The organism is Nocardia sp. NRRL WC-3656 (assembly GCF_000720265.1).
GTDB classification, from domain to species: Bacteria; Actinomycetota; Actinomycetes; order Mycobacteriales; family Mycobacteriaceae; genus Nocardia; species Nocardia nova.
Window position 1 is genome coordinate 1 of the sequence record NZ_JOJF01000026.1, and the last position, 24,350, is coordinate 24,350.

The 24,350-nt window shown below is 61.5% G+C and carries 7 protein-coding genes and 1 pseudogene; 3 read left to right on the forward strand and 5 right to left on the reverse strand.

The features are described 5' to 3' along the window. Positions 1-1,143: 1,143 nt before the first annotated feature. Both IG65_RS0126890 and IG65_RS0126895 read right to left on the reverse strand, forming a co-directional pair. On the reverse strand, positions 1,144-1,479 hold the full coding sequence (locus tag IG65_RS0126890; RefSeq protein WP_036525835.1) for an EthD family reductase: 336 nt from the start codon (positions 1,477-1,479) through the stop codon (positions 1,144-1,146). Between the two features lie 215 nt (positions 1,480-1,694). Next, on the reverse strand, positions 1,695-1,976 hold the full coding sequence (locus IG65_RS0126895; RefSeq protein WP_156055774.1) for a hypothetical protein: 282 nt from the start codon (positions 1,974-1,976) through the stop codon (positions 1,695-1,697). Between the two features lie 422 nt (positions 1,977-2,398). Here IG65_RS0126895 and IG65_RS0126900 point away from each other — a divergent pair. The 3 genes and pseudogenes from IG65_RS0126900 to IG65_RS0126915 all read left to right on the forward strand — a co-directional run. After that, positions 2,399-3,316 (forward strand): annotated as a pseudogene (locus IG65_RS0126900) (IS481 family transposase); the annotation flags it as partial. Positions 3,317-4,082: 766 nt separating this feature from the next. After that, on the forward strand, positions 4,083-4,508 hold the full coding sequence (locus IG65_RS0126910) for a hypothetical protein (protein WP_156055775.1): 426 nt from the start codon (positions 4,083-4,085) through the stop codon (positions 4,506-4,508). Between the two features lie 5 nt (positions 4,509-4,513). Beyond that, positions 4,514-5,536: a site-specific integrase gene (locus IG65_RS0126915; protein ID WP_030517752.1), complete on the forward strand. Its 1,023-nt coding sequence runs from the start codon at positions 4,514-4,516 to the stop codon at positions 5,534-5,536. On the opposite strand, the gene IG65_RS39870 is transcribed toward IG65_RS0126915, so the two are convergent. From IG65_RS39870 to IG65_RS0126935, 3 genes are all read right to left on the reverse strand, one after another. Next, positions 5,452-6,108 carry a Scr1 family TA system antitoxin-like transcriptional regulator gene (locus IG65_RS39870; protein ID WP_369801596.1) on the reverse strand — a complete coding sequence of 219 codons (657 nt, stop codon included), beginning with the start codon at positions 6,106-6,108 and terminating at the stop codon, positions 5,452-5,454. The two genes, IG65_RS0126915 and IG65_RS39870, sit on opposite strands and share 85 nt — an antisense overlap. A gap of 1,286 nt (positions 6,109-7,394) precedes the next feature. Then, positions 7,395-23,201, reverse strand: coding sequence for a phosphotransferase (locus tag IG65_RS0126930; RefSeq protein WP_030517754.1), 15,807 nt, complete (start codon positions 23,199-23,201; stop codon positions 7,395-7,397). An 8-nt stretch (positions 23,202-23,209) separates the two neighbouring features. Beyond that, positions 23,210-23,839: a hypothetical protein gene (locus IG65_RS0126935; protein ID WP_156055776.1), complete on the reverse strand. Its 630-nt coding sequence runs from the start codon at positions 23,837-23,839 to the stop codon at positions 23,210-23,212. Between the last annotated feature and the right edge of the window lie 511 nt (positions 23,840-24,350).

Consider the following 24,350-nt stretch of genomic DNA (forward strand, 5'->3'; position numbering starts at 1 on the left):
CGCTTACGTCCTGCCATGTCTTTCAGTGTCCCTTCCAGCCCTTCCAGGGCCAACAAGGACTCTAAAACCAAGCGGCCCTATTCACCGGGGACAGGCCAGCGACACGCTGTGAAGCAATCGATTTCACGAAGACAGCAAACATGCAGAAACAGCATTGGCGCAGTCGTTGTCGAGATCTGATTGGTTGCAGGTGTCCCGCGCGACAACTCCGTCCATGACGACGGTCACCTGATTGTGGCGGCCATCCTGGAAGACGGCGCGATATACAACGTCGGAACCCAACCTTGTCCAGGCTCGGCTCGGCGTGAATGACTGGAGAACCGCAGCGACGTTCAGATGGATCGAGACGGCGGAGCCCCACACCAGTGTCACGCCATTGTGTCCAATGCTCGGCTGACAGTGCGGCTAAGAGTATCGCGACTATCGAGAGGTACATGATTTCCGCTCGCGAGGAGCTGCGCAGAAATGGCCTGCTTCGCTCTTGCTGGTGTCGATCTGACTTTGAAGCTGGTCAGAGAGGAGCAGTCTCGCTTCCCCCCTTCGCAACGCGCCTCGGCTTAAGAGTTAGCCCGGTCCTTCTTCGCGAAGCGATGGCAGCAGTTGACGGACATGTTGGCGACGACGGCGACCGGTAATGCTAGCCCGGCAATTGCTGAGGCGGTCCATCCGCAATTAGCTCACTGACAAGGTCCGCACCACCGGGACAGGGCCACTCAGGTGATCGATCGAGAAGGACCTATCCGAGCACGACTTATTCGAGCAGGTCCCCGCAGGCGACGCGGTGCTGGTTTCCGGAGGAGTTGCGGATCGGCAAGCGGGCCAAACGATGTGCCTTCTCCGATAGCTCTGCGACATGGCCCCCGCGAACCCGGTTTTGTTGCGCCACTCGTGGCGGGTTAGCAACCATCAGCGCTCGTCAATGGATACCTGAAGTTCGTAGTCATCGGTGAGGAATCCCAAGCAACAGTGCAACTGCTGCCGCCGCGAACCCGAATGCCGTCCTCGTCACCAAACAGCAAGTTAAGCGGTTCGAGCCACTGCGCACCGCGCTGTCTCAGGCGCTTTCCGACAAGAGAACGACTGCCACAATTCAGGCCGAAAGCACACGCTCGGCGCTAGGTTCTGTCTCGAAGTACCTCGTGGCTATGCCTCGTCGAGCTGGAGGACCATGCTGCGGATAGTCGCATAGCGGCTGAGATGTTCCCGCACATCGGCGGCGCACTGCCGCCCGAGCTCGGACTCGAATGCCGCAACGAGGGCGGCCATGTCATCCCAATCCAGCATTCCCACGATGTAGTACGGCTCGCCGACTACGGGCTTCGCGTCGCGGCTGACGGTATAGCGACGCAGGCCCGGCAGCTTCTTGGCGAGCGGGATGTGTACATCCCAGTAGTGGCGTTCGAATGCCTCGATGTCGGAGGGCGTTTCGTACATGACCAGGAATCTGGCCGCAGGCTTGGGCGGCGTCGGTGCGCTCATCGGTCGGTCTCCTCGAGTGCTGGTGGTCCGGCCGCGTTGTTCGACCGGTTCCATAGTTCCGACGAACGACACCCCACCAGATCGACAACTCGGCATCGAATTGTGAAACCGGTTTCCCACAGCGTGCGGGCGGTTCCAGCCTCGCCCCCTTGCGCATCGATCAGGTCCGCTCGCACCATGGCTCACTTCGAGACAGAACCTAGCCCTCTTGTCGTCTACAGCTGGCGTTCGGTGCGCCGCCACACCGACGTCACACCACCGTGCGACCTGGCCGGCGTTGACCGGACATCAATCTTTTCGACACATCCCCTGCTCCGCAGCCGCAACAACATCGGCCCGAGCCGTCGCGGTTCCGCCAGATCCGGCCAACCCGACGAACGCATCATCCGCAAAATATCCGCACTGACGAACTCCCGCCCCTCCGGCATATCGAGGATCAGCTGTTCCGCAAACGCCAGGTACACCTCTGGGTCGGGGCCATTCGCTGCCTGTGCCATTCCGGTACCTCGATCCCTCCGCCCGACCGTGTACACACTCAACGGTAAAGGTTGGGACACAACACTGTTCGTCGTTTCGCCCATCGCGATGGCGCAGACTGATGGTCACCCACCAGCTTTCCTTGACAAGGCTGAGACCGGTCCCGTGCATCCATATCCAAAAGCGAAGCCGCAGTGGCTTACGAGAAATGAATCGCCCCGGGTGGTCGGATCGTTGGGGTATGACGCTGCGGATCCGTTTGCGCCGCAGCAGGTCCCGGATCGAAGCTGCCGAGTACGCCTTGTCCGCGATGAACCGTGTCGGGATTACGCCGAGGTGGGCCACCCGCGAGCCGGGGCACCGCCACCTGCTCGAGCACTGCGGGCAACATCGCCCGAGTCCGCGGCCTGGCCAGGCGTGATCAGCACGGCCAGGCCGCGGGGTGTTGCCGGAAATGGGAATCTCACGTCAGTGTGCGTCGAAGTGGGTCAGCAGATTTCGCCGGTACGGCGAAGTAGGGCTACTCGACCGGTCCAGCGTCCCGCACCGGTCACCGGCCGCCAAGTCGGTGGCTGTTGTGAACCGGATCGAGGTGTTGCGGCGGACCCGCAAGTGGTCCGCTCGCCGGATCGCCCTCGAGCTGACGGCTGAGGGCACGGCTGTGTCTGTGCGGACCGTGGGCCGGCTTCTGGCGCGGCTGGGGCTGAACCGGCGCCGGTTCCTGGACCCGGCCGGTGAGCCGAATCGGGCACCGCGCCGGATCGCCGCTTGCCGGCCCGGGCATATGGTGCACGTCGATATCAAGAAGGTCGGCCACATCCCCGATGGCGGTGGCTGGCGTGTCCACGGCAAGGGATCGGCCCAGCACAAAGCCACCCGCGCGGTGAACCGGCGCACCCGGCCTGGTTACGTGTTCCTGCACTCGGCTGTCGATGGCTTCTCCCGGCTGGCCTACACCGAGGCACTGCCTGACGAGAAAGCTGTCACAGCAATCGGTTTCGTGTTCCGAGCCAGGGCGTTCTTCGCCGCGCACGGCATCACACGAATCGAGCGGATCGTCACCGACAACGGCTCCTGCTACAGGGCCCGCGATTTCGCGAAAGTGCTACTCGGTGCCCGTCACCAGCGGATCACTCCCTACACGCCTCGGCACAACGGGAAAGTCGAGCGCTATAGCCGGATCCTGGCCGAGGAATTCCTCTACGCCCGCGAGTGGACCTCAGATCTGCAGCGCCAGCAGGCGCTGCAGATCTGGAACATCCACTACAACTATCATCGACCGCATTCGGCCGCCGGAAACCAGCCACCAGCAAAGCGACTCCACACTGGCGTCACCAACGTCGAGGCCTCATACAACTAGCGCAAGCCCGCCGCCCCCAGCAACGCGCAGCACTACTGGACATAGTCGACGCACTTGTCTTTCGAGGCTCCTACGGAATCAACCAGCTCATCTCCGACTCCGAGAGACGTTGATGCCACCACCACAATGCCGGGGTCACGCGCCGCAGCGGGACGCGACCTGGGAGTGGAAGATGAGCGGGGCGAGGACCCGTTCAGAGCTGATGCTCGGCTTCAATCACCGACTGCCCCACCGAAACCGGCACGTCAGACCCGTTCCCATAACCACGGCCCCCGCCCGTGGGGGTGCGGACCTGCGAAATGCGCAGATTTGATTTCTCCCAAGTTTTCCCAGGCAGGGCGCTTGTCGACAGCATCAAATGGAAACGCAATAGGGCCGACGCGACTGCCCACCGACTAGATTCTCGGCCGCCAATCGGATTCTCCATGCGCCCCGTGAACCCGAGCTGAAAGGTATTCAGCTACAGTCATCAGGGATCACCATTCCACGGGTGGTGGTTGAATTCGACCGTGCGATTTTCTATGTTAGATGCTATCGAACACATAGTTTAGGTAAATCTGCCGCATGGAGGGATACGAGTCCCCCCTCGCGCACGATTTCGTGTCACTGGTGACACATTCGGCGTCCACGTGGTTGAGCGCACTCAACCACGCGAAGGACGACCAGTGACACACCTTTGTGACCTGCGCAGTTTTCCGGCACGGATGCCAGACCTCGGTGCCACCGCTCGGCATTCCAGGCCTCGCATGCTGTGGGGGTGGTGCGCGTGATCGCACCCGTCATCCCGCCGCAGACACCGCTACAGCAGCTGATCCACGGCCCGCACCCCCTACCACCGCTGTCGGTTTCCCCGCCGGACGCCGACCTGGTCGTCGGGATGGTCACGGTCGGGGAAGCCGGGCGGGTCCTGGACCGCAAAGTCTTCGCCGCGCTGGGCTGGCAACTCGGCGACCGGCTTTCCCTGCGTTGCGACGACCACGGCGTTCTCGTCGCCTCCGGTGACCACGAGGGTCCGATTCTGATGCGCGACGGGTTCATTCGCATCCCCTACCGGCAGCGGCGCTGCGTGCAGCTGTTCATCGGCGACCGCGTCCTTCTGCTAGGCAGACGCACCCGCGAGCGCTTGGCAATCGTCGCGCCCGCCGCGATGGAGACGCTGTTCGCCCCGGGCCTGGCACTGCTGGAGCGTTGACACCGATGACCACAAGCACATCACCGGCGGCGTCGGCCGAGGCGGTCGCGGCGGCGCGAGTCCTGCTCTCGCAGATGGGGATCAGTCCAGCCGATCTCGTCGGCACCGCCGCGCTCGTCCCGACCTTCGCCGACGTCGTCCCCCAGGTGCGGGCCACACTGAGCGCGGGCACCCTGCGCACCTACGACGCGCATCTACGGCGGCTGGAAACGCAGTGGGCGACACGGCGCCTCGACGAGCCGACCCAAGCCGACCTCGAGGACATGGCCCGTGCCGTCCAAGAGCGCGCCCGCGCCAACCGCGCGTCGCGCGGCGGAGGAAGCGCGGTCGAGCATTTCGTCAGCGCGGTGCGTTGCGTGTACCGCTACGCCGAGAGCACAGGCTGGATCCGCCCCAGCGACAACCCGGCCCGCAGGGTCGCCAAGCCGACACGAAAACCCTCGCAGCGTTACGCGATTCCGTCCGCGCAGCTGGCCGAGATATGCGCGGCGGCCGCCGTGACCGGCAACGACGGAGAGCTGGACTCGCTGATCCTGCGCCTGCACATCGAGACCGCATGCCGCCGCAGCGGCGCGCTGGCCCTGCGACCGCACGACCTCGACCCCGACCAGTGCCTGGTGTGGCTCCGCGAAAAGGACGGCACCGACCGCTGGCAGCCGGTCTCGCCCACACTCATGCGTCACCTGCGCGCACATGCCGCCGATCGCAACGCGCCGGTGTCGGGGCAGCTGCTGCGCTACCGCAACGGCGCACCCATCACCTCGCGACGCTACGACCACATCTGGGCGCGCATCGGAGAAGAGTTGCCGTGGGTGGCCGTGCAGGGCGTAACCATGCACTGGCTTCGGCATACGACCCTGACATGGGTGGAGCGCACCTTCGGCTACGCCGTGGCCCGCGCCTACGCCGGCCACCACGGCAAGACCGCGGGCACGACGGCAACCTACGTCAAAGCCAACCTGCTCGAAGTCGCCGCCGCACTCGCCGTGCTCACCGGCGAGCCCCACCCATTGGCAACGGCCACATGAACACCGCCGCGTACACACCGGATCCCCGCTCGTCCGAAGGACCACACCACATGCCCGCACCCGCAGAACCCGACACCCTCGTGCGCACGCCCACCCCGCCGAGCGCCCCGGACCGTGCGCATCGTCCCGACCGTGCGCACGCCTTCTTCTGGTGTGTGCTCGTCGCGTCGGCGACGGTGAGCGTGACCGGCAACGCTGTGCACGCCGTGCTGCCCGCACCTGCTCCGCCGATCGCCGGTGCGGTCGCGGTGGTGCCGCCGATCGCGTTGCTGACCGCTGTGCACGGTGTCGCCATAGACCGCCAGCTCGCCCAGCACCTTGAAAATGTGTTCGTAGACCGCGACCTCGCGCGGCTGGGTGATCGTCAGTTCCGCGCTGATCGTTTCGACGTGAATCATGGTGCGGTCGAACATGATGAAGCCGTTGATCGTCGGCGCCTCATAGGTAGCCCGCGCCGGGACGATGCCGAGTGCGATGCGCGGTAACGCCATAGGGGTCAGGAGCCGATCGAGCGGGCCGAGCACGACCGCGTCGCCGGAAACCGTAGTCGTCAGCGACTGTTCGGTGATGATGAATCGCCGTGATAGAGGACCCGTTGACGCTCGATGCGGGCGGCGACGCCTTCCTCGAGGTCATGGGGTTCTGGTGGAGGTCGGTGACCTTCCGCATGATCCCTCGAGGTTGGTCGCTTATGTTCGGCGCTGGTGCTGGGCGGCCTATTTCCAAGTCGGATCCGGTCGGGAACGATATCTCGTAATCCACGCCACGATGTCGGCAACGGTCATGCGCAACTGTGTAGCGGTCTTGTTCGGGCGTACCCGATGCGTGGTTGTCTCATGCTCAATGTGCACCGCGTCTACTGGGACCTCACTGCACCAGACGGCACGGCCCGTGAAGCGTCGCGGCGGCGGGGCCACCACCACTGGGAGGCGATCGGAGCAATCAGTTGAATATGCCTTATCACCTTATCTCCGTCACATTGTCTAGCTTGACCTGCACCGGCAGGCACAGAATGGATGCCCCCTATGCGTGGACTTATTCAGGCAATCAGGCTGAGCCTCGCCGCATCAGCGGTCTTTGCCGGCTCAGTAGCTGCGGCCAGTCCGGCGAATGCGGTAGCGACCCCAGCCGAAGCGTGCGGCAGTAACTACCACGAAATCGATCACCATGATATTCCCGGCGCACGTATCCACCTGCTCTACAACGGCTCCACTGACTGCGTAGTCACGACGAAGAACACTCCGGGAACCAAAACCAGGATGTTGGCGGCTGTGGGGAAATACGGAGACAGCGGTCTCCGCATGATCAACGATGATGGCGACTACGCGCAGTACGCCGGCCCGGTACGGGTGACCGCTCCCGGGGTCTGCATCGATTGGGGAGGTGCCGCCGATCCAGGGTGGAACGCATGGTACTCAGGTCCCTCACACTGCGGCTGATCGCCGCCACCAAATGTACGGCAGGATGCCCGCAATGCCAGGTACCGGTGCGGGCATCCCTCACTTCCGGCTACTGCAGTCTGTCCTCTTCGTAACATATGTCCGCACTTCGTTTTGCATCCACCGAACGGGCATGTCGGAACTGACATCCGGTGATGAATTCTGCTGACATCTCACTCTGGCTGCGTGCAAGAAATCCTCGCCACACCGACCAGCCGGCTTTTCACCGGTTGCATGATGATCCGCTCTATCTCGCCGATCGACCAGGCCACGGTCGTCGCGATTACGTCCGCTACTGAGCTTCATCGGCCTGGCCAACCGTCAGTGTCGCCGTCGCGGCGCTGTGAGTCCGGCAGGCGCAGTACCGGTGCGACTCTGAGCTTGGTGGTCTCATGCAGCCTGCTTCGAAAAAACCATACCTAACTCGTACCGGACGCATTTGCATCGCGTAGCGCAGTCCACCCGGGCGGTATTGAAATGCGCCAATCGGCGGAGGGCACAGGGTTTCTGGGAGGTGCAGCGGTGTGGCGGAGCGCCGTAAGCGCCTTGCCGGACGCCACCACAAACGAACTATCGCGCGATACCAGATCCATCACGACTTGAGCGATCCGCCATGTGCGCTGTTGCTTTGGCAGATCGTCGCTGAGATCGAGCAATTCAGTGTAAAGCCGTTCGACATCGGATAGCGCCTCTCGCAGAGCATCCAGGTCGGGCAGTCTAATCGAGGCGTTCAGGAGCACCTGTCGGCTGCGTTCCAGAAGCCTCAAGCCGGCAGCCGTATCGTGACTGCGAGTCAGATAGAAGACTGCGACGTCGAGGGCCGAAGCTAGATAGCCGCCAGCGGCCGCCGCATAGTTCTTGCTCGATGTCTGCGCCGCATCCGCGGCAACCCTGTCGAAGTTCGCCGCATGTACAGGTAGCGCCTCGAACATCGCCGAGATCGCTGGGTCCACAGTGCGGCCCAAACAAGGAGTAACAAACTTCGGGCTTTGCACCCACAGTTCCACAATATCAACCGTGGCATAGATGTACCCACAAAGCGTCTCTACTGGATCTTTATACCGCGCCGCCGGGGTACCCTGAGGTGAAGCCTCCAGCCTGTACCTCCAAGGCAAAATGCTTGCATTCCGCGCTATTTGATCCGCCAACCTGTGTATATGTTCCGTGAATTCAGCATGATTACGAAACTGTTCATCGTCAAATCCAATGGACATCGCGGAAGTAGCATCGAACAACACATCCGCAGCCGCTGCCATATCACGCGCAACGGGAGCCCAGGTCTTCAAGAAATCGACAGTTGAAATCAACATTGCATTATCGTTGACCCGGCCGTATGGAGTTTCCTCTCCGAGGCGGTAACGCATTTCGATAATTACCGCCTTGAGGACAGGTATTATGTTTGTCAAACGCTCGAACCCGGACACGCCTCCGCGCCTGATTGTTACCAGATGATCGTCAACCATACTGCGTAGTGTCAGCAGTAGATCGTGCACATCGCCAGTCTCCATTTCTGATAGGCAATCCATCATTTGATTAAACTCCATGCCTGTCAGGGCATCCAGTTCAGCGACAGATACACCATCGCTCAAAGTGGCATCAGATGCAGCCGTGGCACTGATCGGAGCAGTCGATTGTGCCGAGTGAGGGACTGGCCGAACACTGGCAATCGTCGTCGTTGCCGGCGGCGGGTCGAAGACACCGAATACCTTATAGAAATCAGGGGCGGATACACCGTCCGGCGGCACCGGGTGAGAGGATTCCCAGGCCGCCTGATACTCATTTGCAATGAATAGCATTTGCTCAGCACTGAGAAGCCCGTACGACGATGCGCGGGACAACCTGATTGCATCATTGACAGTGCGTTCTTTCAGTAGCAGAAGATGGTAAACACTCAAAGTCTCCGAAGGGCGCCCTGTCAGAATATCGAAGCGCGCTCTCTCAAACGCTAGCGGACCGACTCTTGCAAGCTCCCAATCGATGAAGAACACTTGGTTCTCATCAGCTACAAGGAGGATATTCCCCGGATGCAGATCGTTATGGATAATCTGGCAGCGGGTGCCATAGGTCATCAGGCCCTGAGCAATAAGCGGCTCTGCCATGTCTTCTGAAATGCCCATCTTCTCAAAGACATCGCCGAAGTCAGCACGATGTGCGCCGACCACTGCGGCTAGCTCGTCCACCTTTAACCGAATGAATTCCGCTGCATCCATGTCACCAGCGGGGATGCGACCGGCTTCTCGATGTAGTTGCCGAATCCGTTCCAACACGAGCTGCCAAGGCGGACTGTCTAGATCCGCGATTGGGGCGGAATTCTCGACGTATCCCATAACCATGACCCCGTCCACGTGCGAGCCATCTAGCATCTCGACGTCATCGAGTACTTTGAACACCGGCGGGACATGATTTACTCTGTACTTCGTAAGGACTTCGTATGTCTTCCATTCGAGTTCAGTCCTCACATCGAGCCCATCGCCATCCGACCATGGAAAGCGGACGAGATAGCGAACGGTTCCGAAATCCTCGCCGGGGCCATTGAGGGAGGCATTGAACTCGACAGGTAAATTGACATGATAGTTTCCTATCATCGTTGCGTGCGATATCTCGCGGGACGCAATTTCCACGATTCTGCGGGCGATGCCATCCGGCATAGACACACCGCTGGCCCCTCCGAGAGGTCGATATTCGGAAGGAGGTCGCAGTCCGGAAATGAAATTCGGGCTCTGCACCGATTTGGTCTCATGCTGCATCGGATCAGGGTTCGGGCCCGTATGGAGCAGCGCGAGACCGCGTGCAAGCTTGGCTCGCGCGCGGCGAGTGATACCAGGGTCCGCGTCGGTCGATGCGTACCAGTAAGCTTTCTGAAAGTGCTCTCTCTCATCAGGTTGGAGCTGTTGCAGACATTGCTCCCACTCATCAGGGCCAGCTGTCTCGACCGCACGCACCAAAACGTGTGACGGGTTGCCACTCGCATCGTCGAAGAGCACTGCCCGTAAAACTAACTGTCGGTGGCGGGCAAATCGCAGATTCTCGAGTGCCCGCTCTCGGACGGCCGCCGGCAATAAGGCCGAGTCTCCACCAACCTCGTCGAGCGTGGTAGTTACGATGCGGTCTGCCACGTTCTTGTTACCGACAACGCGAAACACCTCAGCTCGCAGCGCTTCGAGCCCGGTTGCTGCGTCGCTAGCAATCGAAGCCCGAGGATTCGAATGAGCTGGATTCGGACTATCTGACATATCTGCAAGTTCGTCGGCCCACAAGATAGCAACGGCGTTGTCGACAATCTCTTGCACCTTCTGATAGATGTCCAACAGGTCGCTGTGTGCTATATGAAACGCTGCGGTCCACCTATCCGCCTGGCGTAAACCGACATCATTGCGGACAACGCGATTAAGCTTTGATAGGACTGGCCTTATCATTTTGGAGGCATGCCGCAGCGACGACGGCGCCTCCGAACGATAGGCAATTTTCTCCAGCTCGTACAGGGCTTCTGTAACAGCTCCCCAACCGGCTGTATGCCAAGTGGTTGAAATGAGCAGTCGTGTCCCGACGAACAATAGATCGCTGGCTTGCTGTAGAGACTCACGAACATATTCTCGAGTGTTGGTCACCCTCTGACTGTGGAGCTCTGTTCTACGCATATTTACACGCCGGAACGCGGCAGCCAAAGCTGGGCCGGACCGCTGCTCCGACCTCAACGACATGAAGCTGTCTGCCGCATCGAGCCACGAACGGGAATCGACTCCTTCGAACTCGCGACGCAGCGTCCCGGAAATCGTGCTCCACATCTCAGTGCCGGAATGCGTCGAAGGCGAACCGTCAATATCGAGCTGCCGGCCCTCCAATTCCTGCAATTTCTCCAAAGCTAGTTCGAATGCTTGAACAAGCCGGTCTTGCCTTGCCAGGATCGAGATAGGCGGGTGGGACGTAGCGAAAGTGCCCGCTTCATCGATAAAACCGACCGCATCGACGAGCGTTTTAAGGGAGGACTCGATCATCCTCACGATAGGCGCCCACCGCGCAATCGATCGGGCAGACTGCACTGCCGTGGAGCGCGCCATGAGATCATAGAAGTCCGGGTGAAGCAACACCAACACATCCTGTGCCACTCGCCGGTCGAGGTCGGCTAAGACGCTACCGAGCGACTTTGCCGGTCTAATAATCGCGTCGATTCCTGGAGTATCGCCAAGAAAAATCGACCCCAATATGTTGAGGAGCTGTTTACTCAGGTGCTCCATTACAAGCGTAGCGTCATCCATCGACAGAACTGACACCCAGTCAACGGACGCGTTACCCGCGCTGCTTCCACCCCTCGTCGCCTCAGCACGGTCGATGCGATTGGCGCGGTTGGCGGGCGACAAATATGTTTCCGCATCATCGATCGGGCCCGCCGGGGCAGTGACCGCCGCTTTGTTCGATGTCGATAGACCACCGAATACACCCAATGACCGGAGTACGTCGGCCTCAGAGAATTCGTCCTGCACTCCCCACGCCTGTCGAGCCCTACGGAGAGAGAGTACGAATTTTGTGCGAGCAAACTCAATCTGTTCGGGACTGAGCAGGCCATAATCCGCGGCTCGACGCAGGCGATTTGTGTCATGGATAACCCGCTGGATATCCATGAATAGCCTGTAAGCGTCGAAGACCTCGCTGTCCCACAGAAACCGCTCGTAAAGCCCCCGCTCAACATCCGGATCTCCAGAAATAAAGGACATCCAGATGGGGTCCCAATCCGGGTCACCCACTGTCGCCATCTCCAGATCGACCAGAAAAATTCTTCCCCGGCTGTCCATGACCATGTTATTCAGCGTTGCATCGCCGTGGATTGCACTATATTGGACCCAGCCGAGCTTCGAAGCCTTTACCATGACAGGATGAAACGGACTCCCTGGAACCCTCAGGGCAGAAAATGTCTCCGGATGTTCCGGCAGCGTCAGGAGGTAGTTTCGCATCTCATGCTCAACTTTTCGTTGCAAGAACTCGGCACGAGCGATCCGCGTAGGCATTCTTGTGAGATCGTGCAGTTTCCCCAAGACTTCTTTTATGGAATCAAACGGAACTTCAGGCAAGAGTGCGAGTTGCGTGGCCTCTGACACAAAGCCTACAACTTGAACCCCATCGATATATCGACCATCGGGCATTCGAACGTCGTTGACGACGGCAAAAATCTGCACTACATCATGAATTCCGCGTTCGGTGAGGCTTTTCAGAATCAAAGGCTCAATGAAGTCTCTTTGGTCTTGACCATCCTGGTCCGCACCGGGAAATCGAATTATGTACGGGTGTTGAACTACATTCTTGTGGTTGATACCCGAAAGGGCGTCAGCAATGTTTCGACTCGCCTGTTCTGCCATCTCCCTGGCCACATGGTCCGGCATCTTCGGCTCGTCGCTCTCGCCCAGTGGCACGTATACCTGAGGGGACGCACCTGATATCTCAGGGGACGGACCTGCGGGCGCTGCTCCCGGGCTCCCCGAACTCTCACCGCTCGTTTCCGGGGCGTTCTCCATCAGCAGCTGCGTTAGCCGGCGAGCCACTTGATAATCCACTCGTGCTACAGGCTTCCCCTCCTCCATACAGCTGCGGAGTCGTGCCTCGAGTAGCAGCCGATCCGACAGCGGCAATGCGTCGATGCATCGCTCGATCTCCGACACAGACGCCTGACTCAGCGACTGGGCTTGACGATCCTTCGCGGCGATTCTGCCGTCGCCCATGAGCGAACCCAACAGTGACTGCCGGAAAAGCGCGAACCGCCGGTGCCTGATGGCCAGCTCCTGAGCCACGGCCAACACGGTGTCGCGGCTTTCGTCATTGACTCGTGTAAGCGCTTCATCCGTCAGCGCCTCGGCCGCCCGGCTGTCGTGAACCACAGAATCAACAGCCTCGAACACCTCCCGCCGCAGTGCATTCTCGTCATGTGCACTCGCGGATGCGCGGCTCCCCATCGGCCCCGCGCCCCTCGGTGATCGGTCCGCCGACGAGACATCGACGGAGGGAGGCGTTTCGGGTCGCAGCGACGCGCCCACGTTTCCTACCTCTTCTGAAGGGGGGGCACTGATCACTTCCCCTCCGAGGTCGCTCACCGGTTCGGGCAGAATTGGATGCTCCGTCTCAGTTTCGGGTTCTTCAGCTATACGGTCGTGCGCGTCGATTGCAGAACGCCCCCGTGAATTGTGCCGAATCCAGGCAGCCCCCAGGAGGCCGATCGCGGTGCCCATTTCGAAAAGTCTTCCGTGTCCTTGGGCCCATGCAGCGCCCGCAAGAGCCATCGACCCACCAAACATCGCCCGTTTCATCATGTTGGCGACCGCCCAGACCCGGGTGCGCACTTCCGCTGGAACCTCCGTCGACTGATATCTGATTACCTGGTTCTGCACGCCCGAGAATCCAAACCAGGTGAGAGCCAACCCTGCTCCGGTAACTACGGGATCGGTCGTAAATGCCCCTAGCGCCGCAGCACCGACAGCAGTCTGCACGCGAACCGACAGCAGCGTTCTCAAGCTGAACTTCGATAGCCGCTTCCCCACGAGTGAGCCAGCAACCCCACCAAGCGGCACCATACTCCAGAATATCGCTCCCGGCAAGATTCCAAAATGCGCATTGTTTGCGATTATTGTAGCTTCGACAAATTGGGTTCCCAACAGGAAATTGTGCATGGATCCGGTCTTCAATTCGTCGAGCAGGACCGGATTGTTACGTACCGACTCAATCCCTTCGGCAATACCCATGCGCATTCTATGCCATGCACCTCCACCTGCGGCTGCAGGCGGCCTTGGAAATTCGAATTCTCTCAATCTGGGTTGAAGCATGTAATTTGCACCGAAAGACACATTGTTCATGACGGACGGGGCCCATAGTGCTATATGATTCATAATTGGCGCCACCGTCCATCCGACAATTCGTGGGACTTGCGTGAGCACCCCAGTTATGGTGCTGTGGGGCTGGGCGAGGTTGCGTCCGGCCAGGTCCCTCAGTGCCCTTGCCGCACTGGCTTGGTAGAACGCGGCCGAGGTTTCCCACACAATCGATGCCCCTAGCAGCTCCCAAGGCAAGTCAGGCAGGCCAGCAATCATCCAGCCGGTTGTGAGAGCCAACGCAGCCATGCCGGGCGGTTGGCTGAACTTCAGTACCCGCGCAGGATGCTCATGATCGACGAAATACGCTGCCGGCAGCGTACCCACGATGTGGGGTATCTGCATTGCCGCTCCCAAAGCGCCCGCCCAGAGCGGACCCGCAGACGAGGCCACCGCCAACGGAAGCCCAAGACGGATAATTTCATCGCCCACGTCGCTGAAGAGCTTGTCTGCTGTCAACCAGCCATACAGCGGTACCTTCAACAAGTCCCGCGTGGCATTGCTCACCGCAGGTGGGCTCTCTGCTCGCTTGGAAGGTCCAACAGTGGTAGGCGACGGCAGGATCAGGCTGCTTCCCGGAGCGGATGCTGGTTCTGGTGTGGCGGCAGCTTGCCTGCTGGCCAGGTTAAGGAAGCGCCGCGGCAGCCGCAGTCGACGAAGATGGCCGTGAGCCCGCCCGTCGGCTTCCGCCCCCTCTCTGCCGCGGACAGCGCTGGCGTCTGGATCCAGTCTCCGGTCGTCGGCGAACACAAACCATGGAGCGTCGAACTTGCCTTGCAGGGCCGCGTCCGCGTCCGCGCTGATACTTATTAGCCGTTTCCCAGGCGGGAGATCCAACGCGCTTGCAATGTCGACTGGTCCGACAGGACCTCTGAAGACCGACTTCGAGGCGATTACCTCGCCGGTCCCTCCGCTGCCCGGCATTGTCCGTATGCCCTGAGGAAGCTCGGCATGGCCGTCGGGAACATCGCTTTGTTCAGCTCTGTCGACGTTCGTATCTGACCATGGTGTCTGTCTTTCGGTGGCCCGCGCCGCGGCGGGCAACTCCGTCGGACTCTGGTCGACGGCCAGTTTCGCACCTACTTCGCGGATTCGCCTGTCGGCCGCCCTGAAACGATCAACAGCCACGTCGGCCCAACGTTGTTGGTCGTTGTTGCTGTGCGCCTGTTGGCGGTTCGGCTCCACTGCATGAGAAGCGCTGATCAGGGCCGCTGACCACTCCGCAGCAGCGTGGAAGAACTGCACAAGCGGCCGGGTTCTACCCAGTGTGATGGTCTGTTCGGATCGTCTCAGCAGACCGTCCAATTCACGAAGCAGGGCACGCATATCGCGTAGTCGCTCATAGCGGGTGACATCGGTGTAAAGCACAGCCTTGCGGGAGTCTATCGCCGCAGCAAGATACTCCGCGTCGATGAATTCTCGAACCTTCGCCAGCAACGACCAGTCGACCGTACTGAGCAGACTCAAATCCTCGCCCCGGGTAGAAGTCTCTGTAGATCGCGCGGCTAACACGGTCAACAGCTCAGTCACACGGTCGTCGGCTGTCTGGAAGCGTACTGTCGCCTCCGTCGCCAGCCGTTCCTTTACCTCGGCACTGTGAGCGAGTTGTCGGTCCGGTCGGGTTGCCCGGTTCGCATCGAGGAGCGCGGCTAACCACTCCGCTACGGCGTGAAAGTGGTGCACCAGCAGGCCGACGCGTTCTGGTGGAACAGAACCTGGTCGAGCCATCGCATCACGCAACTCGTCGATGAATCGGTAACTGTCGTCCAACCTCTTGTACCGATCCATATCGGCATACGTCACCGCGTCGATGGCGCGCGGCTCCGCATCCTGACGCTCATCGTCGATGCCGGCGAGCACCAGATCGAGCAGTTCTGCATTCACGGCGGCAAGCGGATCAGCATCAACTGGATCCGCGCTGGTGTTATCAGCGCGTGAGGCCGACACCGGATCGGGTTGCGCGGGCGGGTTGCGCTCTCCCTCAGGCACTTCGGCACGCACTGGCGATTCCCCCCCTCCGAGAATCCGCGTGACTTGCCTGTTGGCGCTGGCCGCGGTGAGGCTCGGATTGTCGGCATTGACGACCCACGGCAAGGGTCGCCTACTGTCGATCGCCGCTGGCGTCATCGGATCGGCCGCAGCCCAGGCCCGTCTCGGAGACGGGAGGTCCAAAGCCTCCGCGATCGCATCAGCCGTCCCCGGCTCCACCGCAGAACGGCCGAACTTATCAATCTCGCTCCCGGGTTTCGCGGTGTTGCTGCCGGTTTCAGCGTCGTCGCGTAGTGCGGACCGTAAATCCTTTGCCGTCGGTTGCCGACTCCACGGGGTTGGTCGCTCACCCCGTTGTTCTGCGATCGCGACAGCATGTTCGTCATCCTGTGCGCTCTCCAACGGCGGCGAGGCCACCGAAGGTGTCACCGCAACGACGTTGGTGGTGGAGAGGTTCGCCACGCTCCGATCGGCGTTCAGCTCCTCGAGACCATGACGTTGGGTGTCTGCGACCTCGGGGAGTCGCCCGGTGGTGAGATAGTGGTGGATGGCCCATTGTGGGGTGCCGAAGTTTGGGCCGTTGATCTCCGAGTCGACGAATCCGACAGCGACGGCTTCGAATGTGTTGAGCGAATCGTCCCTCGAAAAGTTGGTGAATGCATGTTTTGGTAGACGCCGGATCCATGGCTCGTAGGATTCGACGATGACGCCGTGATTCCGCAGCGCGCGCCACGTTTCGTACAGCACGTGCTCGATGTCCGCACTGAGCTGCCCACCAGTAGCAAAGTCGATCGCGTGCCCGAATTCGTGGATCACGTCGTCGTGGAACGGGCGTCCGCTGCTGGGGTGAAAACCATCCGCGTCAGATCTGGTATCAATGTCGAGGGCGCGGGCTCGGTCGCTGGCTCGGCGCAGGTTGAACCATATCCACTCGACCCGATCGATCTCATCGAAATTGCACAACCTTGTTTCGGCGTTGTTGCCTGGAATCTCCATGAAGTCCACCCGCAGCCCGCGGATGTTCGTCATGTGCCTGCTGAGTCCTGGCGCATAGCGGTACTTCGTCAGCAGATCGTCCAAAGTCTCAAGGATCTCCTCTGCGGCATCCACGAGTAGGAGCGGGGCGTCGAAACCGACAATCGCAAAGTACGGGTGCTTGAGAGCGAATTCCTCGACCAGGCGGGCTTTGACCTGCGCATCCGCACTCAAACCGCTGAGTTGCAGAATCTCGTCTGTAGTGTGAACCGCGCGCTGCTCGGCCTGAATCAAAGCCAACAGCACTCGCTGGTAGGTCGTGTGCAGCATTTCAAGGTGCGCTTCCGGAGCGTAGGCCAACCGCTGCTCTATTAGTTCCCAGACGTATGAGACTCGCTCCCTCATCGCTGTGATCTCGTGTCGCGGGAAATGATGAGGTTGCCAAACCGCCCTGCCATTGATGTAGCGGACGAACTTTGCCGCGAACGGGCTGGGCGCGGCATCTTCGGTGGTTGTTGCGCCCCGCCCTGCCGTCACAGCGCCGTCAGGGCCGATGTTCCAGTGGCGAGTACTACGCCGCATCTCGGTCGCGGCGTCGAACAGGCCGAGCAGGTCGCCGAGGGCCGAGTCAAGGTAAGTTCGGTCCACGGGATCGAATCCCTTGGCGAGTTCTTTTTGCTGTTCGTCCAGTTCTTCGTGAACCAGACCCAGGTCGTAGGCGCGGGCCACAAGCTCCGGCAGCTCCATTTTTGCCGGGCTGCCAGGGACGATTTCTCGATAAAGGACCGTTCGCTTGTCGGGATTTCGGTGCTGCCAAGTCGCAGCGACCGGCGCGCCCATCGCGCGGCCGATCAAAGACAGCATCCATTGCGTTGTAGCGCCTTCAGGATAGTCATAGGTCTCCCTGGTCGCGCGGAAGCCATTGTGGAAAGCCACCAGTTCGATCACTACCCCCGTGGGGCCCGGCATTGAGTCGACGTGAGCCACACCGCCAGCTATGGCGTTGTCCATTAGGTCTGCGAAGCTCATTACGGAAACAGCAGTCCGAACAGATGGCCTGTCGTGACCGTTGGCGTCTGCCTTCGGGTAAGCGACTACTTTATGCGAGCCACCCACGGCCGTTCGTCTGGCTCCTATGCCGTCCGAAGCCTGACCCAAGTGACCGGTCGGTTCGAAATCGATGCCCCAAAAGGCACGTTGAGACTCAGGCAATTTGTCGATGAACTCCTGCTGGGTGCGCCGCCAAATATCAAACTTTGTGGCTTTTTTGAGCAGGGCGCGACGGTCGACAAAGTCTTGGGGGTCGAGGTTGATGCTGCTGTTCTGATCAGCGGTGAGGTCTACCACGACCGGGTTCGCGGGGGTGCCGGGTTCGTTGTCGTTGACCAGGACTACTACACGGTGGTCTGTATCCGTGTTACCGGTGTTCTGTGTGTTTTTCCATGCGTAGACAAGAACCTGGATGCCACCGGGGCGCAGTTTCAAGGCTTCGACTGCATCATCGAGCGAGTCGAGTCTTTTCGGTCTGCCGCCCCGAAACGCGTTCCTCAGGGCGTCCAAGTCGTGGCCGCGTAGCGTTATTGGATCGGGCGGAATAACGAAGCGATTCTTGTTGTCGGGACACAGTATTCGCATAGCGGCGAGGCCGTTGGCACAACTGTTGGGTCTGCGCCGAATTATTTCAGAGATAAGTTCAAGCAGTACCGCTGTCGCGAGGTAGGAGGCGGCGATGTCGACGCGATTGGCGATATCGAGGCCACCGGTGGCCGGGGATCGGACTGTTGAGTCAATCGCTTGTCTGGAGTCGGTGGCGCTATGGCGATAAGGGCTGTTGTCGGACAGCGAATCGACGACTGCTTCGCCGAGGATGTCGCGGGCAATGGCGGGGGTGATGTCAAGCGGGGGAACGTCGAGCGCCGACGCGAGGGTGTACCGAAAATCGGTCAATGCTGCACTGATACCTCGCAAGCCCTCGATGCCTTCGATCTGTTCGTGACTCTGGCCAAGATGCTCGGCGAGTGCGTCACGGCGGTGAATGAGCTGATCGACAGCTTGTTCATCGGGCAGTAGCGCGTACTGGAGGGCGGTTGGGGGGAATGTCGCGTCGACCTGCTGTCGGAGAGCCTCTACCGCCGCGGGCGGGAGCGTTCGATCCAGCAGCCTGCGCACCGGGTCAGCGGTGCGGTCGTCGTGTGCACCAGCCCTGGGAATGTCGGCGATTTGTGGGGCCGTCTGATCGTGGGGGGCGGGTACGGCGGCGGCAGTCAGTACCGGGCGGGGAATCCCTAGCAAGTCGGCAAGCCGTGCGGACCGATCCATTACCTGATCCGCCGCGTCGAGGCTCGACGTGCGCGGGTACCACGATGTTGGAGGGTCAGGGAGCGACTGCTGGGCACTGGGCGCCGCATAGCGGTGAATGAAGTCGGCGGTGGCGTGCTGGTGGGCACGCCGTTGGAGGTCAGGCACGAGGGAACGGAGTTTCTCATCCGCCTCGCTGAGGATGTCGCGTGTCTCAGGTGTCGGTTCGGCTCGATGGTCAGCGACGGCAGCGTCGTAGTAGACCACCGCCTCTCGGACCGCGCGCAGGTGCATGGCCTTGCGGATCAGTTCGTCCGACGGCGACATCAACGCCTGTACCGACCCGGGTTTTCCGTTACGAGCAGTGCGGTTTTTCGCCTGATCGTAGATATAGGACTGTTCGGGGACCTCGGTCATCCACACGTGCATGCCGCCCTTGGCGAGCACGTCGTCCGACACCGCGATATCCACACCGCGCTGCCCTTGTCGATTGATCACCAGGATCTTGCCCTGCTCGCCGGCGGAGTGGAATATCTGCTGCAGCTCGGCTTCCCAGTTCGCCCCCCACTTGGCGATCCGGTCGGCGTCGACCGCCTCGATCGCCTCCCGGGGCACGCCGGCGCGCACCAGTGCTTGGACCTGTTTGTCGACTAGATCATTGCGATGGCAGAGGATCTCCTGAAAGCGGCCCCGGCCACCGTCCCACATCTCGTGGGCGTATCCGGCCAGCGCGTTAATCTTCGCCCTGGTATCGGCGTGCACATCGGGCTGCCCTTCCACAAGGCGCGTGGGATTGAAGGGCTCGACTTCATGCGGCGTATCGAGCCTGTATACCGCGTTCAGCACGCCGCCCAGATCGGTCAATGTGCCCGAGGCGCCGGTGATGTGGTCGAAGAAGCGATTTGTACCGTAGATCTCCGCGGCCGTGATGCTTTTCGCGGAGTCGGCATCTGCTCGCACCACGATCAAGTGCTGCGCTGCGTCTGTTCCTGCGGCCCGGATCTCCTTAGCCTCGACCGCTTGAGCAAGGCTCGCCTTACCGGGTTCGGCGCTCCATCGGGATTCGCTCGCGGTCTTCGGATTGCGTTGCAGGCCGTGTTCGCCCTGATCAATGATGACGACCTTGCCCTGATCCATCACGTAGTGGATGTTGTTGCGGCATGTGAACTCAGCGGCGGCGGCCATCTCGAGCCGCGACGCTCCCATGTTGTGCAGCCATCGTTTCCCGTTCGGCAGGGCCTCGAGTTTCATCCGTCCCGCCGGTGTCAGCTCCGCTCGGCCGACATACCAGTTCTCGGTACCGATCTCGACTGTGCCGTCGGGAAGCTCCACATCGACTTCCTCAATGAACCGTGCCAGACCGAAGTCCTCGTGCGAGAGCATCCCGTTCGCGAGCGCTCCGGCGAGGAAGTCGGTGGCGTCGAGCACTTCGCTCGCAGTGTCGTCGAGAGCCGCCTTCTGCGAACCCTCGGATCTGATGAACGTTCTCTCCCCACGGTCCACGATCGCGTCCATCTCATCGATCACCACCCGGCGGGGCGGTGCGTGGCCAGCGTTGCAGAGGTGTCCGACCGTTTCACCCGTCGCGATCACAATCGCCGGCCGCCCCGGTGTCACCGGCCCGAACCCGGTCTCCTGATCGGCGCGTAGCACGTCGATCCCGAAATCTCCGAACACCCGCCGGTATTCGGTGTACTCCCGATGTGCGAGCCCGTCCGCCGTCGTAACCAGCAGCACCGATCCGTGCCGAACCGCCTCGTTCAGCGAATAGGACATGAACATCAGTGTTTTGCCTTGTCCCGGCAGCATCTGCACCGGACGCCGGGCCATCTCGAACCCGCCCTCGAGCTGCTGCGAACGCAGAACCATCCCGCCGGGGGCGTCCCCGATCGTCCGGCGGCGAATGATCTCCATTCCCGCGATCAGCGACTCCCGTTCGTCGGTATGGAACAGCCCCGCCTGCAACACCTCGTCCGGCAGGTTCGATAGTCGCTGCGCTTCAGCGATGTGTTCATCCGACCGCTTATGGAAATCGGCCAGTGCCTCCTCGGCACGATCACGAGAGTTCAGTGCGGATGGCGCCGCCTCGTCAACGGAAACTGGGGTTGACACAGTGTCGACCCTCGCCACAACTGCGGTCTCATCCGAATGGTTGGTGTCACCGCCCGGCATGTTCTGCTCGACAGCGGACGCTTCCGGGCCTTGTCCACCCCCCTCCTCAGCGTCGACTGGAACATGAGGCGGGTTGGCGGACTCGATACCGGACTCTCGGACCAGCGTGATTTTGCCCGTAGTGCCGGTCTCGTAAGTCCGCACCGACTGCTCAGCCTCAGCATGCTGCTCTCCTGATGCGCCAACGCCATGATGGAGGGCATGCGCCGCAATCTTCGGCGCCGGTGCCGTTTCCGCACCGGTTACTACGGACGGCACGGCATGGCTGCCAGCCTGGTCCTGAACGCTACTCGCCCCTAGTTGCGGTGCGGCGACACGCGGTGGGACTTCTACCGAAGCTTTCGGCGGAACAACAGTTTCCGACTCCAGCGTGCTGCGCGTCCGGGTGTCCGGGTGTTCCTGATGTGCGGACTCGTCCGAACTAACCGCTTCCTCCGTCGCAATAGGTCTTGTCTTGTTCGGCTCCTGGTGCGACTGCTCGCTCAGCATCGTGCGCGACGCTGTCTGCGAACCGACTGGCGCCATGGAGCCCTCGTCGACGGAATGCACGGCCAGATCTGCCGAAACCGGCTGTACGGCAGGCGCTTCCGCAGCGGAAGGTATCAGTTTCGCGGTCACGTGCGCTTCGGATTCCGTACGCCTAGGGCCTCCAATCGGCTGAGCCGACGCTGTCAGATCCCCACTTGCTGCCACGTGGTCCTGCAATGGCCCAGGCCTTGTGGTCCTGGATTTCGCAGGCGGGGTGTCAGCATGCACCTCGGTTGTCGACGCATGTCCGGGGTCTCGTGCGGCCGACCATGCTCTCCGTGCGTCCTCCCACTTCTGCATCGATTCCGCCGAGATCTCGACCGGTGCACCGGCAGCAAACCCGATTTCGGTTGAACGCCCGGCATCCAGGTCAGGCGAGCCGAACAAGCCAGCACCGCCCACAATCGCCTTGCTCGGACCGAATCCAGTGTGGGCGCCGGGCTGGGCGTGAATCGTCCCGGCGAACGCGCCGTTGAGCATCGGTGCCAGAAGATGGTGAAAATCTCCCGGCCAGCCCGTGATCAAGGCCGCAGCGCCCACACCGGCTCCAGCCCCTGCCATTCCGTGTACCAGTCCGGCTAGTGTCCGGCTGGTCTGCATACGCGGGAACACCACCGGCGCTGCGCGCGCCGCCGCCATCCCCCCCACTGCGCCACCAGCGCCCGCCACTGCTGCGGAAAGTATCGACTTGATGTCGAGACCGTTCGGGTTTTCCCCGTTGTCCCCAATCGGTGCGAGATTCCGGTAACCGGCCGCAACCTGCATCATTTGCACACCGCCGTCCACCAACGTAGGCAATAGCGCCGCGCGGCCCACGGTCACGCCAAAGCGGACTGGCCCCACCGCAGACAGCCTGGCCGCCGTGTCCCCGGCGATTCGCCGATAAACCTGCTCCAACCCTCTATGCATGGCCTCGACCTCGGCGCGGCCCTCCATCAAGCTCGCCTCGATCGTGGGCGCGGCCGCCGCCTCACCCACCGCACCCGCCGCCGCGGCTGCTGAAAGGATCCGCACTATTCGCCAGCCCAGTTCGATGCCGAAAACCAGCATCACGCACAACGTCTTCTCCGCCTCGTTGGCCACCTCATTCGCATGATCAGCCAACACCCGCGCCTCCTCGCTCAGTTTCGCCCCACCATCCGGCAGCGAACTCAACGCCTCGCGCAACGCTTCGCCGAAGTCTCCTTGTGAATCCTGTTGCGCTAGTAGTGCTTCCGCGTCGTGTGCATGATGGTCAATAGTCGCGGCCGTGTTCCGCAAATCCGCGACCATGGACCGCATTCTGGATATGTCTGCCTGCGGCAGATCGCCGCCGAAGACCACCATCTCGATCGGGCGCCGTATTGCAGTCGGCAAGCTTTCGAACAACTTCCGCGCCTGGACCACTGGGTCCAGTAACAACGCATCCGACATAGAACCACCTATTCCAGCGGCTCGACCGCATCGATAAGCATCGAGTGCAGCGCTCTTGCTGCAACGCTGGCCTGTTCACCGTGCAGCACGACATCAGCGAACGCGGCACCGACTGCAATACCGACGTTGAAGTCGCCCGTAACGCCGACGGCCTGTGCCCACTCGGCACGCCAGCGCCGGTAACCGCGCAGCAACTCGCCGAGGGTTGTGTACCTGCCGGCCATCCCTCGCAGGTACTCAGCGATGAGGGTGCGCTGGGTAGCCTTGCGCGCCACACCGCCCCCGATATGGTCGAGCGCCAGGCCGAGTTCCCGTACCGTCGCCCAGTAAATAGCTGAATCATTGTGCCCGGCCGCCGGTTTCGGCGTTTCCCGAATCTGGGTCGCTCCGCAGGCGTCACGTAGGCCGAGGGTGATCGATCGGACGGCCACCGCACCAACCGTCCCGTGGTGCCACCGGACCTCCTCGCTGTCGTCACCGAGGTCTGCCACTCCTACGACGTCGAGGTCGATCGCCGGATACTCGGTCAATACCCGGTCGACGGCAAATACGAACTCCCGCACAGGTATTTCCTGAAGGTCGGGAAGGTCGAAACCGACGACTGTCACGCCGTGCCGGTCCGCCAACATTCGCGCCAACCAGGCGAAGATGGGTGGGACGCCCCGCGGCCCGGCCAGAGGCTTCGCATTCCGGGACAGCTCGCGCTTGTGCGGATCGCCCTTTTGCGACGATCGCGGCGGGCCACCGAATCGAGGGGTCGATCGATTCGGTGGCGAAGCCGTAGATCCGCTACTCCCCTGGTGCAATTGGTTCCATGGCGTTTCTCGCCTCGCTTCGGCAATCCCTTCGGGCCGCAGTCCCGGCTCCGGATTGGGTTGGGCCGCTGAAGTCCGCAACGAGGGTCGCCCGTGAAGTCCGGCGCTGGCGGGCAATGGCAATGACACCTGCGGCGGCTGGGGCCGGTGTCTCGGATTCTCGGCGAACTGCGAGTCTGGTGGCGGTGACCCCTGCAGTCCGACAACGGGATTCGACGCCGTCGGATCGCCCAGCTTCTGCGAGGGGGAGGGTCCTACCGAAGCACGCGGCTCTGGCGGCACACCGAGCACAGGGACGGACGCTGACTTTTCAGCAGGTCTGGCATCCGCATCT